Source organism: Streptococcus sp. VT 162 (genome assembly GCA_000688775.2).
Classification (GTDB): domain Bacteria; phylum Bacillota; class Bacilli; order Lactobacillales; family Streptococcaceae; genus Streptococcus.
In genome coordinates this window covers 1,277,280-1,291,880 of record CP007628.2, presented here as the reverse complement: position 1 = coordinate 1,291,880, position 14,601 = coordinate 1,277,280, and the positions used below count along the sequence as shown (strand labels likewise).

General features: G+C 41.0%; 10 protein-coding genes. 7 read left to right on the top strand and 3 right to left on the bottom strand.

What is annotated here, in order from left to right:
- Nucleotides 1-36: 36 nt before the first annotated feature.
- The 7 genes from V470_06495 to V470_06465 all read left to right on the top strand — a co-directional run bounded on the left by V470_06495 (nt 37) and on the right by V470_06465 (nt 11,514).
- Complete coding sequence (locus tag V470_06495; GenBank protein AHZ48068.1) at nt 37-1,428, top strand: peptidoglycan GlcNAc deacetylase; 1,392 nt, start codon at nt 37-39, stop codon at nt 1,426-1,428.
- An 81-nt stretch (nt 1,429-1,509) separates the two neighbouring features.
- Nucleotides 1,510-2,352: a 2,5-diketo-D-gluconic acid reductase gene (locus V470_06490; protein ID AHZ48067.1), complete on the top strand. Its 843-nt coding sequence runs from the start codon at nt 1,510-1,512 to the stop codon at nt 2,350-2,352.
- A gap of 289 nt (nt 2,353-2,641) precedes the next feature.
- On the top strand, nt 2,642-7,153 hold the full coding sequence (locus tag V470_06485; protein AHZ48066.1) for a serine protease: 4,512 nt from the start codon (nt 2,642-2,644) through the stop codon (nt 7,151-7,153).
- A gap of 316 nt (nt 7,154-7,469) precedes the next feature.
- Nucleotides 7,470-7,841, top strand: a complete 372-nt coding sequence (locus V470_06480; protein ID AHZ48065.1) for an aldehyde-activating protein — start codon at nt 7,470-7,472, stop codon at nt 7,839-7,841.
- A gap of 208 nt (nt 7,842-8,049) precedes the next feature.
- Nucleotides 8,050-8,967: a glycyl-tRNA ligase gene (gene glyQ / locus V470_06475; protein AHZ48064.1), complete on the top strand. Its 918-nt coding sequence runs from the start codon at nt 8,050-8,052 to the stop codon at nt 8,965-8,967.
- Nucleotides 8,968-9,178: 211 nt separating this feature from the next.
- Nucleotides 9,179-11,215, top strand: coding sequence for a glycyl-tRNA synthase subunit beta (locus tag V470_06470; GenBank protein ID AHZ48063.1), 2,037 nt, complete (start codon nt 9,179-9,181; stop codon nt 11,213-11,215).
- Nucleotides 11,216-11,256: 41 nt separating this feature from the next.
- Nucleotides 11,257-11,514, top strand: a complete 258-nt coding sequence (locus V470_06465) for a hypothetical protein (protein ID AHZ48062.1) — start codon at nt 11,257-11,259, stop codon at nt 11,512-11,514.
- Nucleotides 11,515-11,596: 82 nt separating this feature from the next.
- On the opposite strand, the gene V470_06460 is transcribed toward V470_06465, so the two are convergent.
- Genes V470_06460 through V470_06450 form a run of 3 tightly spaced genes read right to left on the bottom strand, consistent with a single transcriptional unit; the run spans nt 11,597 to nt 14,445 of the window.
- Nucleotides 11,597-12,841 (bottom strand): NADPH-dependent FMN reductase, encoded by a 1,245-nt coding sequence (locus V470_06460; protein AHZ48061.1) that lies wholly within the window; start codon nt 12,839-12,841, stop codon nt 11,597-11,599.
- A gap of 17 nt (nt 12,842-12,858) precedes the next feature.
- Entirely contained in the window at nt 12,859-13,464 is a 606-nt protein-coding gene (locus V470_06455) for an NADPH-dependent FMN reductase (protein ID AHZ48060.1), read from the bottom strand.
- A gap of 18 nt (nt 13,465-13,482) precedes the next feature.
- The gene (locus V470_06450) at nt 13,483-14,445 is read right to left on the bottom strand and encodes a thiamine biosynthesis protein ApbE (GenBank protein ID AHZ48059.2); all 963 of its coding nucleotides are present in this window, start codon (nt 14,443-14,445) and stop codon (nt 13,483-13,485) included.
- Nucleotides 14,446-14,601 lie beyond the last annotated feature (156 nt).

The window sequence follows — 14,601 nt, the reverse complement described above, 5'->3', positions numbered from 1 at the left end:
ATTGAAATAATAGCCTCGATTTGATATGATGGAAATATGAAAAAAAATAGATCGAAACGTGTTTCTCACGATAAAACGAGAAGGCTATTGCTTTCCCTTGTTGGAATCTTAGGAATTGCTACGATTCTATTAGGGAGTGCTATTGGTTATAAGCTACTACAAAAGCAATCTTACGAACAAAAAATTGAAGCGCTAAAAAGCGAAAAGGACCAGCAATTCAACTCAGGTAGTCAGAAGGACCATTTCCGAAAAGGTCAAGCTGAGGTGATTGCCTACTACCCTCTGCAAGGAGAGGAAGTCATTGCGTCTGTTAGAGAAAAAATCAACCAGGATATTAAAGAAAAGCTGGAAGATAAAGAGGACTTGGTCTTTTATTATAGTGAGCAATTGGATCCCGTCTTAAAGGGAGTTGTTGCTCGTAATGTCAGCAAGCAAGTCTACGATTTGTCTGCATCAAAGGTTGAAGAAAAAGAAAAGACTTCTTTAGGGAAAATTTTCTTGACCGAAGATGGGAAAGCTTTTGACCTCAGTAAACTCTTCAAAGATGCAAGTAAGGCTAAGGAACTCTTACTGAGTCAAATCAAATCAACTCTAGAAGATAAGAAACTTGACCAGGCAAAAATTGATCAAGTTATAAAGAGCTTCACAGACCAAGAATTGACATCTTGGAGCTTTGATTATAAGGATAGTCAAATCATCTTTTATCCTGCTAATGCTGGAGAGACTGTTGAGGAAATTGCTTTGCCAATATCTAGTTTCTTTGATGTCATTGAGTCCTCTTATCTATTAGAAAAGGATGCTGAACTTTACCAAACATACTTTGCTAAGAAAAATAAAAAAGTTGTAGCCTTGACCTTTGACGATGGCCCAAATCCAACTACAACCACGCAGGCTTTGGATACTTTAGCTAAATATGGTGTAAAAGCAACCTTCTTTGTACTTGGTAAAAACATTGCAGGTAATGAAAATCTTCTAAAACGAATGAAATCAGAAGGTCATGTTGTAGGAAACCACAGCTGGAGTCATCCCGTTCTTTCACAACTTTCGCTCGAAGATGCTAAAAAGCAAATCACTGATACAGAAGATCTGTTAACTCAAGTTTTAGGATCAAGCTCTAAACTGATGCGCCCACCTTATGGTGCCATTACAGATGATATCCGTAACAGTCTGGACTTGAGCTTTATCATGTGGGATGTGGATAGTTTAGACTGGAAGAGTAAGAATGAAACAGCCATTTTGACAGAGATTCAACGTCAGGTTCGCAATGGTTCTATCATCCTCATGCATGATATCCATGGTCCTTCAGTTAATTCTCTACCAAGTGTTATTGAGTATTTAAAGGGTGAAGGGTATACATTTGTGACCGTTCCTGAATTACTCAATTCTCGCTTAAAAGCTCACGAGATCTATTACGATCGTGATCAATAATTTTTAAAATCTAAAGGAGCAAGTGTTCTGATAATCAGGATTTTGTTTCTTTAGATTTTCTTCACATAGAAAGGAAAAACGATGAAATCTTATACCCTTAATAATGGAATTTCCATTCCTGTACTAGGATTTGGAACATGGAAAGCTGAAAATGGAGAGGTAGCCTACCAAGCCGTTTTAGAAGCCTTAAAGGCTGGTTATCGACATATCGATACTGCAGCTATCTATAAAAATGAGGAAAGTGTTGGTCGTGCTATTCGAGATAGCGGTATTCCAAGACAAGAAATCTTTGTAACGACCAAACTCTGGAATACCAATCACAGCTATGATGAAGCTCGCCAAGCATTTGAAGAATCAATGGAAAAACTGGGATTGGATTATCTAGATTTGTACCTTATCCATTGGCCAAATCCAAAACCTTTAAGAGAAAATGACGAATGGAAAACTCGTAATGCTGAAGTCTGGAGAGCGATGGAGGACCTTTACCAAGAAGGCAAAATCCGCGCTATCGGCGTTAGTAATTTCCTTCCTCATCATTTGGATGCCTTACTTGAGACAGCAAGAATCATCCCAGCGGTCAATCAGGTGCGCTTGGCACCAGGAGTTTATCAAGAGGAAGTGGTTGACTACTGTAGAGAGAAAGGAATTCTCTTAGAGGCTTGGGGACCTTTTGGCCAAGGAGAGTTGTTTGAACAGAAAGAAGTCCAAGAAATTGCTGATAAGCATGGGAAATCAGTGGCTCAAATCTCCTTGGCTTGGAGTTTGGCAGAAGGATTTTTACCCCTACCCAAGTCAGTGACAGCCTCTCGTATCCAGAGCAATCTTGACTGTTTTGGGATTGAACTCAGCAGAGACGAGCGAGAAGTCTTAAAGACAATTTCAGTGACTTCGGGTGCACCTCGTGTGGATGAGATGGATTTTTAGTTTGTAAAATCTATTTATACCGAAATAACAAAGACTAGGAATTTTAAATCCTAGTCTTTTTGTGTATAAAAAATCTAAATTGTTTGTATAATGAAATAATTTTATGGATTGAAATATAGGAACGAATTTAGAAAGTATTGGTTTGATAGAACAAATAACACGAATGATAAAATTAAATAAACAAAATATATACGTAAATATTACATTTTTGTGACAATTCAGATTTTTATGAAAATTTATGATTATTTGCGTTATAATAGGTATACTTTAAAGAAAAAGGAGATTATTTATGAATAGACGACAACGTTTTTCATTAAGGAAATACAAATTTGGTCTTGCTTCAGTTTTATTGGGAACTGCATTGGTTTTTGGAGCAAGTCAAGTCAGTGCCAATGAGCAGAGTACAGGTGAAAATCAAGCTCAAACTCAGGAAATTAAGACAGAGCTAAAAGACGATAAACACTCAAACTCTGCGACTGACCAAACCAATACTAATGGGATTGCACCAGTAGTTGGAGAGAAACAAGAAGCTGAAACTTCTAAAGAGGATGCTAGTAAACAAGATGCTAAGGTAGAAGCTCCGGTTGATAAAACTGCTGAAACCCAAGAATCAGGAAAAGATAGCGCAGTTACAAATGAAGAGAATCAAGGTGTCGTCCAAAAAGAAACAACAGTCGCTACCAGTACAGCGCCTGCTACTGAGAAGGCTTCTAACATAGAGAACAAAGAGGCTCAAGCAACGACAGCTCCTAAAACTACTGGAGAAACAGCAACTACTGAAAAAGAACAAGAAAAAGCTGAGTCTGCAAAACCCAATAGTCTTTCAAGCAATGATATCATCACAGTACCGAAAACTTGGAAGGCTGGTTACAAGGGGACAGGTACCGTTGTTGCCATTATTGACTCAGGGCTTGATTTGAATCATGAGGTTCTTCGAATTTCAGACCCGTCAAAAGCAAAATTTAAAAACAAGGAAGCTATCGAAGCAGCTAAAAAGGCTGCTGGAATCGATTACGGTAAATGGTATAGCGATAAGGTTGTCTATGCCTATGACTACTTTGACGGAACAGATAAGATCAAAGAAGCAGAAAGAACTTCTCATGGGATGCACGTAACAGGGATTGCGGCTGGAAACCCTGATAAAGAAGCACCAAATGGTGAAAAGGTCTATGGTGTTGCGCCAGAAGCCCAAGTCATGTTTATGCGTGTCTTTTCAGATCGCCAAAAAACGACCAGTTCAGCCCTTTATGTAAAGGCGATTGATGATGCAGTTGCCTTAGGAGCAGATGCCATTAATATGAGTTTGGGATCTAGCACTGGTTCTATGGTGGATGCTGGTTCCGATATCGTGGATGCCATCAAACGGGCTCGTGCCAAGGGAGTATCTGTTCTTATCTCAGCAGGAAATAGCAATACATTCGGAAATGGTTATTCAAAACCACTAGCCGAAAACCCAGACTATGGCTTGGTTGGAAATCCATCCACTGTTGAAGACTCAATTTCAGTTGCTTCTGTCAACAACAAAACATTGACAACAGCGGTTTTTGAAGTTAAAGGTCTAGAGGGAAATGCCGGCCTTCATAACGGAAAATTTGATTATAGTCAACCTGAAGCAGATAAGGACTTTGAAAAAGGAAAAGAGTACGAATACGTCGAAGCAGGGTTAGGTCGTGAAGAAGACTTTGCGAAGTTGGATTTAACTGGGAAACTTGCCCTCATTCAGCGTGGAGCTATGAATTTTTCAGAGAAGATCAAAAATGCACGAAAACACGGTGCAGTTGGTGCTTTGATCTACAATAATGTAGAAGGTGCAAACATCAATATGTCTATTGATGATGAAGCAAAGAAAATTCCTTCTGTATTTATTTCTAAACAGTATGGTGAAGCCTTAAAATCAGGAAACTACAAGATTGTTTTTAATGGTAAGATGGATAATCGTCCTTCTGATGTAGCCAATCAGCTATCTGACTTTTCAAGTTGGGGAGTGACTACCGATGGACAATTGAAACCAGACGTGACAGCTCCTGGCGGCAATATTTACTCATCCTTTAATGACAATACCTACGGTAGTATCAGCGGAACCAGTATGGCGGCTCCTCACGTTACGGGTGTTGCAGTTCTGGTTAAGGAATACCTTCAAAAACACCATCCAGAATTGACTCCTGAGCAAGTATCAGAGACTGTCAAGGCCTTGATCATGTCAACTGCAAAACCACATGTTAATAAGGACACAGGCACTTATACCTCTCCTCGTCAGCAAGGTTCTGGGATTGTGGATACTGCTGCTGCAGTGTCAACAGACCTCTATGTAACGGGTGAAAATGGTTATCCAAGTGTGACTTTGGGAAATGTTGGAGATCAATTTACTTTCAAGGTCACTGTACACAATATTTCAGATACTGACCGTACTCTCAAGATGGTGGTGAATACCAATACAGACGAAGTTCAAGATGGGAAATTCACCCTTCGACCTCGAAAACTAACGGAGACAGTCTGGCCTGAAGTGACGGTCAAAGCCCACAGCAGTCAAACAGTCACTGTTAAAGTGGATGCTCGAAAATTTGCTGCTGAACTCAGCAAACAAATGCCAAATGGCTATTTCCTTGAAGGTTTTGTTCGCTTTGTAGATCCAGCAGATGATGGGGATATTGTGAGTCTTGCATTTATGGGCTTCCGAGGAGAATTCCAAAATCTCCCTGCTGTCGAAAAACCAATTTACAATCTTGTCCGAGAAGGGAAAAATGGATTTTACACGGAAGTAGACAAAGAAAATCCCGCCGTTAACTACTCTAATGATGCTACCTATCTAGCTACCTTGCAAAATGACCTTCTAGTGTCTAAAGGTCAACGCCAAGGACGCCGAATTACCGTTCTTGGAATCGAACAAAATGCTGAAGGTAAGCATGTTCTTCAGTTGGACGAAAAAGGGAATGTCCGTATTGCCATTTCTCCAAATGATGATGGAAACAAAGACCTAGTTGAATACAAAACGGTTGCTTTGAGAAATCTTGTAAATCTTCGGGCTACAGTTTATGCGGCTACGGATACCAAGCATGAACATCCTATTTGGGAGGGCGATGCAAAGGATCTTCGTAAGAATTATTTTGATGGTGACAGTAGAAATCTGAAGAGTTATATTCTAGATAATACTGCTTGGAGAGGCCAAGATTTTGATGGCAATACCGTTGCAGATGGTTTATATGACTATGTTATTAGTTACACACCAGATGTTCCAGGAGCTAAAGAACAACACACGACCTTCAAAATTCAAATTGATACTCAAAAACCTGTCATCACAAGTGGTTATATTCGCTTTAAAGATGGAAATCAAGAATTCGTAGCTCGCAAACCAAAAGATGTTGGTCAAGGTGGTATTCTTTCAGAAAAAGTCTTCTATATCACACCATTTGACCAAAAAGGGACCATGGTTCTAACTGGAAAGGACCAGTCTGGAACGCGTGCGTTTGAAAATACCCATCTGATTAAGGCCAATGCTGATGGTAGTTATACACTTCCTAAGGATGTTGACAAGGCTAATATTTACTATCTTGTAGAGGACTATGCAGGAAATGTCGACTATATCTCGCTTGCCGAACTTGTGCGCGATCAAAATAGTGGTCGAGTGAAAATCGCCTTGAAGGATGCGAAAACAAACCAAGATATTGATACCCTCTATGTCTATCGAATCAAAAATAGCAAGGGACAGTATGTTGATGTTGACAAGACAAAGGCGACTCACTTCTTACAGTTTGGTCATTATACGGCAGAAATTTTCAGTTATGACCGAACAGAATTGAAATTTATCAGTGCCTTGTCCCAAGAGTTTGACCTGACGGAAGAAAATAGTTTCCAAACCATTACCTTCCTAGCAAATCTCCTAGAGTATGCTCCGGTATCTGTTTCCTTCAATCAAGCCGTTCCAAAGACGACTACAGTGGTTCTGAAAGGAGAAGATGGCACAAGGATCGCTCTTCCTGCTGAAAAATATGGTCAATACGCCTTCGGCAAGAAAGTTGCTATAGGTCGTTATACTGTAGAGATCGGCTTACCGACTGGATATGAACTCCTTGAAAATCTCGTTTCCTTGCTCGTTCATCCAGGTCGAAATAATGCTTTGCGCCTATCTGTTGTGTCTAAGTTGGCCTTGATTGCTGCGGTAAATCAACAAAAAGAACTGGTAGAAACGTCTCGTTACTTTAATAGTAGTGTAGATAAGAGAAAAGCTTACGACCAAGCTTTCCAAGTGGCGCAGTCAGCCTTGTCAAGCAAGTTGAAGCAAGAATTGATTGATGGCGTTCTCGCTAGTCTTGAAGCTGCTGGTAAAGCTTTGGATGGAAAAGATTCGAACGTGGCTGCCTTGAAAGAAGCTATGAAAGCTTACTACGCAACGACTAAAACTGGACGATATGCGAATGCCAAGGAAAAAGTACGTCGAGCTTATGATCGTGCCTTCCAAGAAATTGCCTTACTAGCTGTGGATCCTAAAGTTAAACAGGATCAAATTGACCAATCTCTCATTGCCCTAGCAACAGCTAAAAGCAAACTGAATGGCAAGGCAACAGACTTCTCTAGTCTGAAGAAACTGGTCAAAGATGAACGCCTTTTCCAAGAAAAGAACGCGAGATTTATCTATGCTGACAAGAAAGAAAAAGCAGCTTATCTTCTAACTTTTAAAAATGCACAGGAACTCCTTAAAGATCCAGGAGCGAGCCAAGAAGATGTCAAAGATGCCATTACAGCATTGAAACAAGCCAAGAGAAATTTACATGGCAAAAAACCAAAAGCGAAAAGACATCCTTAAACAGGACTTTCTGAAGCTTTACTATTAAATGAGTCTGGAACTTTGTTTTCAGACTCATTTTTGGTTTACACTAACTAGAAAATCTGCTATAATACTAGCTAGGAAAGAAAGTCTTATGGCGTTCTTCAGCGAGCTTGGGATAGTGGGAGCCAAGTAGAACAAGGTAAGAAACTGGCGCTTTCTGTCGTATTTTTAAAAACAATGAAGTAATAAATTAGGGTGGAACCGCGTTTCAGACGCCCCTAGTCGCAAGGCTTGGGTGTTGAAATTCGGTTCTTTTTGAATTTCGTCTAATGCCTAAGTAGAAAGGAGCATAATGCTTAAAGGATCTTGTTTATGCAAAGCAGTGACCTACACTTTAGATGAGGAATTGTCGGAATTAGTTTTTTGCCACTGCTCATTCTGTCGGAAAGCAACTGCGTCTGCCTATACAGTGAATGCCAAAGTTAGCAGTAAAAACCTAGTATTGCATGGAAAAGAACAGTTGGTTACCTATAGTTCATCTCCAGGAAAACAACGCTATTACTGTCAGAACTGTCATAGTCAAATTTTCACTGCTCAAGAAAATATACCAGAAGTCTGTGCTTTAAAATTAGGTACAATAGATGAATGCGATCAGAATTTACAAACTGTTCCCAAACGTCATATTTTTCAGGATCCGGCTTTTTCTTGGTTGCTTGATGAATAAAGCTAAAAAGATAATATAAATTAAAGGAGTAAACAATGTCTAAGAAATTGACTTTCCACTGCGTCAGTGGCAGAGACCTCCTTACAGTCGGATTGCCCCACGCTCAGCACTAGAGTGCCTGAGCTAGACGCAGTACTAACTCGTCTTGCCTCGTATAATCGACAAGGCAGACTCGTGTCGCAAGTAATTTATAAAAAAGGAGTATTCAATGTCTAAGAAATTAACATTTCAAGAAATTATTTTGACTTTGCAACAATTTTGGAATGACCAAGGTTGTATGCTCATGCAGGCTTATGATAATGAAAAAGGTGCGGGGACAATGAGTCCTTACACTTTCCTTCGTGCTATCGGGCCTGAGCCATGGAATGCGGCTTATGTGGAGCCATCACGTCGTCCTGCTGACGGTCGTTATGGGGAAAACCCTAACCGTCTTTACCAACACCACCAATTCCAAGTGGTTATGAAGCCTTCTCCATCAAATATCCAAGAACTTTACCTTGAGTCTTTGGAAAAATTGGGTATCAATCCATTGGAACACGATATCCGCTTCGTTGAAGATAACTGGGAAAATCCATCGACTGGTTCAGCTGGTCTCGGTTGGGAAGTTTGGCTTGATGGGATGGAAATCACTCAGTTCACTTATTTCCAACAAGTTGGTGGATTGGCGACTGGCCCTGTGACTGCGGAAGTTACCTATGGTTTGGAACGCTTGGCTTCTTATATTCAAGAAGTTGATTCTGTCTATGATATTGAGTGGGCTGATGGTGTAAAATATGGAGAAATCTTTATCCAGCCTGAGTACGAGCATTCAAAATATTCATTTGAAATTTCGGACCAAGAGATGTTGCTGGAAAACTTTGATAAGTTCGAAAAAGAAGCTGGTCGTGCCTTGGAAGAGGGCTTGGTTCACCCTGCCTATGACTATGTTCTCAAATGTTCACACACCTTTAACCTGCTTGATGCGCGTGGTGCCGTATCTGTAACAGAGCGCGCAGGCTATATCGCCCGTATCCGTAACTTAGCCCGTGTCGTAGCTAAAACCTTTGTCGCAGAACGCAAACGCCTAGGTTACCCACTTTTGGATGAAGCAACACGAGCTAAACTCCTAGCAGAAGACGCAGAATAAAGAGAGTGACGGTTTACGAAAATGGGCGAACAGAGTGAGCCTTGATCCAGTTGCCGCAGTGATGAAGGTATCCTTAGTGAAGCTAAGGATACTAGGCAAAATTGGAGACTTTCGGCTCCAATTTTAGCAATGAAACAACGAAGTTGGTTGCTTGCGTGCCAATCACATAAGGCAAACTGGAAAATAAAAAGATACTTTTCGGAGAAAAAACATGACAAAAAACTTATTAGTAGAACTCGGTCTTGAAGAGTTACCAGCCTACGTAGTAACTCCAAGTGAAAAACAACTAGGTGAAAAAATGGCAGCCTTCCTCAAGGGAAACCGCCTGTCTTTTGAAGCCATTCAAACTTTCTCAACACCACGTCGTTTGGCTGTTCGTGTGACTGGACTTGCAGACAAACAGTCTGATTTGACAGAAGATTTCAAGGGTCCAGCAAAGAAAATTGCCTTGGATAGTGATGGAAACTTCACCAAAGCAGCTCAAGGATTTGTCCGTGGAAAAGGATTGACAGTTGAAGATATTGAATTCCGTGAAATCAAGGGTGAAGAATATGTCTATGTTATCAAGGAAGAAGTGGGGCAACCAGTTGAAGCCATTGTTCCAGGTGTAGTAGACGTCTTGAAGTCACTGACATTCCCTGTCAGCATGCACTGGGCTAACAACACCTTTGAATACATCCGCCCTGTACATACTTTGACAGTTCTTTTAGATGAAGAAGAATTTGATTTGGATTTCCTTGATATCAAGGGCGATCGTGTGAGTCGCGGTCATCGTTTCTTGGGACAAGAAACTAAGATTCAGTCAGCATTGAGCTATGAAGAAGACCTTCGTGCTCAGTTTGTAATCGCGGATCCTCGTGAACGTGAGCAAATGATTGTTGACCAAATAAAAGCAATCGAAGCTGAACATGGTGTACGCATCGAAATTGATACTGACTTGTTGAATGAAGTCTTGAACTTGGTTGAATACCCAACGGCCTTCATGGGAAGTTTTGATGCCAAATACCTTGACGTTCCAGAAGAAGTTTTGGTGACTTCGATGAAGGAACACCAACGTTACTTCGTTGTTCGTGATCAAGACGGTAAACTCTTGCCAAACTTCATTTCAGTCCGTAACGGAAACGCAGAGCATTTGGAAAATGTCATCAAGGGAAATGAAAAAGTCTTGGTAGCCCGCTTGGAGGACGGAGAATTCTTCTGGCGTGAAGACCAAAAATTGGTCATTTCTGACCTTGTTGAAAAATTAAACAATGTCACTTTCCATGAAAAGATTGGTTCTCTTCGTGAACATATGATTCGTACGGGGCAGATTGCCATTCTCTTGGCAGAAAAAGCTGGTTTGTCAGTGGATGAAACGGTTGATCTAGCTCGTGCAGCAGCCATTTACAAGTTTGACTTGTTGACGGGGATGGTTGGTGAATTTGACGAACTCCAAGGTATTATGGGTGAGAAATATGCTCTTCTTGCTGGAGAAACTCCAGCAGTTGCGGCTGCTATTCGTGAACACTACATGCCGACAGCTGCCGAAGGCGAACTTCCAGAGAGCAAGGTTGGAGCCATTCTAGCCATTGCAGATAAATTGGATATGATTTTGAGTTTCTTCTCAGTAGGTTTGATTCCATCAGGTTCTAACGACCCTTATGCCCTTCGTCGTGCGACGCAAGGTGTGGTTCGTATCTTGGATGCTTTTGGTTGGCACATTGCTATGGATGAGTTGATTGATAGCCTTTATACTTTGAAATTTGACAGCTTGACTTATGAAAATAAAGCAGAGGTTATGGACTTTATCAAGGCTCGTGTTGATAAGATGATGGGTTCTACTCCAAAAGATATCAAGGAAGCAGTTCTTGCAAGTTCAAACTTTGTTGTGGCAGATATGCTAGAAGTAGCAAGTGCTCTTGTCGAAGCAAGCAAGAAAGAAGATTTCAAACCATCTGTCGAATCCCTCTCACGTGCTTTCAATTTGGCTGAGAAAGCCGAAGGATCTGATGCTGTTGATTCTGCTCTCTTTGAGAATGAAGAAGAGAAAGCCTTGTCAGAAGCCGTAGAATCACTCGTTTTGTCAGGAACTGCAAGTCAACAATTAGAACAACTCTTTGCGCTTAGCCCAGTTATTGATGCTTTCTTTGTAAATACCATGGTAATGGCTGAAGATCAGACTGTTCGACAAAATCGCTTGGCTATCTTGTCGCAATTAACCAAGAAAGCAGCTAAACTTGCTCGTTTCAACCAAATCAATACCAAATAAACTCAGTCAAACGAACTGTATCTTATCACAAAGGAGAAGAAATGGATCCGAAAAAAATAGCTCGTATCAATGAGCTTGCTAAAAAGAAAAAAACAGAAGGCCTAACTTCTGCTGAAAAAGTGGAACAAGCTAAACTTCGTGAGGAGTACATCGAAGGCTATCGTCGATCTGTTCGTCACCACATCGAGGGAATCAAAATTGTGGACGAGGAAGGCAATGACGTCACACCAGAAAAACTACGTCAGGTACAACGTGAAAAAGGTTTGCACGGCCGTAGTATAGATGATCCTAACTCATAAAATGAAAGGGGGTGTAGATGATTTACATTCCCCTTTTCTGTTGTAATAAAAAAGAAGGAGCCAAATGGCTCCTTTTGGTTTCTTAGTTGCTTGCGCCAGATGTAGCGTCAGCGTCACCACCGTGGCCTCCAGCATCACCTGAATCAGAAGCGCCGGAAGTAGCATCGGCGTCTCCATGACCTCCAGCAGCAGGAGCAAATGGTCCGCTACCACCTACCAAACGTTGACCAGTCTCTTTTAGGTACCAGTCAAGCCATGGTTGGAAGTTAAAGACGATTTCATTGATACCAGCGTATGATCCATCAGGATAGTACATTGCTTGGTAGTTGTGAGTGTTGATGACACCTGCAGGAGAACCTGGAACGATCGTACGGACGTATTCTTGGTTTCCGTTGCGAAGTGTTCCGATAACCCACTCTACGTTCTTCATACGTGCTGGTGGAAGAGAACCATGAACAGTCGACATACGGCTACCTGATTGAGGTGGTACACGTTTAGCAAACATGGTGTCTGGATCTTGGTGAGCGTTGTTGTAGTATAGGAATTGGTTGTTGTCGTCAGCGTATGTCAATTCAAATGGCATAGCTTTCAAGAACATATCAATTTGATTAACTGTCAAGATACCGTGGTCCAATTTGACATAGGTATCACCAGAAACAGCGCCAGTGATTGCTGCAACTTTTTCTACCCATTCTGGATCGTCAGGATCAACTTCTGTAATGGTTGTAGCAATTGGTTTTCCACAATCCAAGTCTTCTGGTTCGATTGGTTTTGGTTTTTTCAATTTCGAAACGACTCCTACGTATTTTACAAAGTTATCTAAGCAAGTTTCAAGGAATTTAACAGTTCCTTCGTTGGTTATATTTCCGTTGTTATCAAAAGCTTCCTTAGCTTTGCCAAGAAGAAATTCGTTACCTGGAAGCGTGTAGGCATTGACACCTGGAGCATCAAGGATTTTACGAAGGTGAACTTGGGCACGTGATGTTCCTTGGTCATAGTATGATGCACCCACAATCATAACAGGCTTGTTTTCAAATGGATGAACTTCGTATGAAAGCCATTCAAGTACAGATTTGAGAGAAGCTGAGATAGTGTGGTTGTGCTCAGGAGTGGCGATAATGACACCATCAGCACGTGTAATCTTGTTATACAAGAAACGCAATTGGAAACTTTCATCCCATTTTTCGTCTTGGTTAAACATTGGAACTTCGTCGATTTCAAGAACTTCTAATTCAAATTTGAATTTGAAATTGCGACGGATAAATTCCAAGAGTTTGCGGTTATATGATTGATCGTAGTTTGATCCAACAAGTCCAACAAATTTCATTCTTTCGGTCTCCTATCTTACAAATTTTCCCAGTCAAATTCTTCTGCATCTTTGCGAAGCAATTCTTGCGCATTGCGCAATTTTTCAGTAATCTTCACAAAGATACGGAAGTCATCAAAGATGGCATCCAATTTCTTGATGACATCAAGGTCAACCAAGTCACCACTTGGGTTAAATGCTTGAAGAGAGTGTGAGAGCAAGAATTCATCTGGAAGAACATTTGCCTTGATTTCAGGAGCATTCAAGATTTGACGAAGTTGCAATTGGGCACGAGATGAACCAAGTGTACCGTAAGAAGCACCAGTGATCATGATTGGTTTGTTCAAAAGTGGGTAGATACCGTAAGATAGCCAAGCAAGAGCGCTCATCAAAACTGCAGGGATAGAGTGGTCGTACTCAGGAGTACCGATAATCACACCATCAGCTTCTTCAATTTTAGCTGCAATCTCAAGAATTTCAGCTGGAAGTTGCTTATCTGCTGGTTTGTTGAAAACAGGGATATCCTTGATTTCAACGAGTTCAATTTCAGCTTTATCAGCAAAGTGTTTTTGCATGTATTGGAGCAATTGGCGGTTTGTAGAACGTTTAGAGTTCGTTCCAACAATGGCAATAAGTTTTAGCATGAGATTTCCTTTCTCTTTTTACATAATACAATTTTGAAGGCCTGAAGAACATGCAAGGCGTCCCTCTTTGTCGATGAGAATGGCTTCGATACCATCTATACTTTCGACTTGCCAGAGGATAGAAGCGCTTCGTTCTCCGAAAAGGCGCGTTGTCCATATCTCACCATCAACAGATTTATCAGAGACAATCGTTAGACTAGCGAGATCGGTTTCGACAGGGAATCCTGTCTCACTATCAAAGATATGGTGATAGTCTTTTCCATCTACTGTCAGGTGGCGTTCATAGATACCTGAAGTGACAACGGATTTGTTAGAAGCAGGGATAGTTAGGAGATGATTGCCACGAGGATTTCGCGGATCTTGAATCCCAATCTGCCAGGCTTTCCCTTCTTTGGCTTGGTTATTACCGATGGTGAGGATATTTCCTCCGAGATTGATCAAGGCAGAGGTGACACCGTGTTCTTTCAAATACTGGGCAACCTTATCTGCACTATAGCCCTTAGCTAAACAACCTAAATCAAGCTTCATTCCTTTCTTCTCTAAAAAGACAGTAGAGCTAGTCGGATCCAACTTGATAAAATGCGGGTCAACTAGAGGCAAGACAGCTTCGATTTCTTTAGAGTCTGGAAGCCGTGCATCTGCAAATCCGATTCGCCAGGTTTGAATCAAGGGACCAATACTGATATTGAGATGGCTAGATGGAGCTAGGCTATGCTCCAGTCCAAGAGCAATCAGTTCAAATAGGTCAGGATGAACCTTAACAGGTGCGATTCCAGCTTGGTAGTTGATTTCCATCAGTTCGGATTCTTGACTGTTGGCGTTGAAGCGATATTCGAGCTCCTTGAGCAAATCAAAGGCTCCTTGAAGTAGGCAATCAGCCTGTTCATCTACTAATGAAATCGTGATAGTTGTTCCCATTAGCCGTTCAGAACGTGAATGAAGAGGCAAGCTACCAGCTCCTTTCTCTTTATAGGAAATCATTCAATATAAGGTAGTTAAAGAAAAATTAAACCCCTTACATTTTCTTTCCATGTATCTAGCATATCATAAAGTCAGCGTTTTCACAAATGAATTTTGACAAAAAGTCAAGAAATATGCTCAAAATTAATATGAAAACGATAGAAAAATTAGATTTAT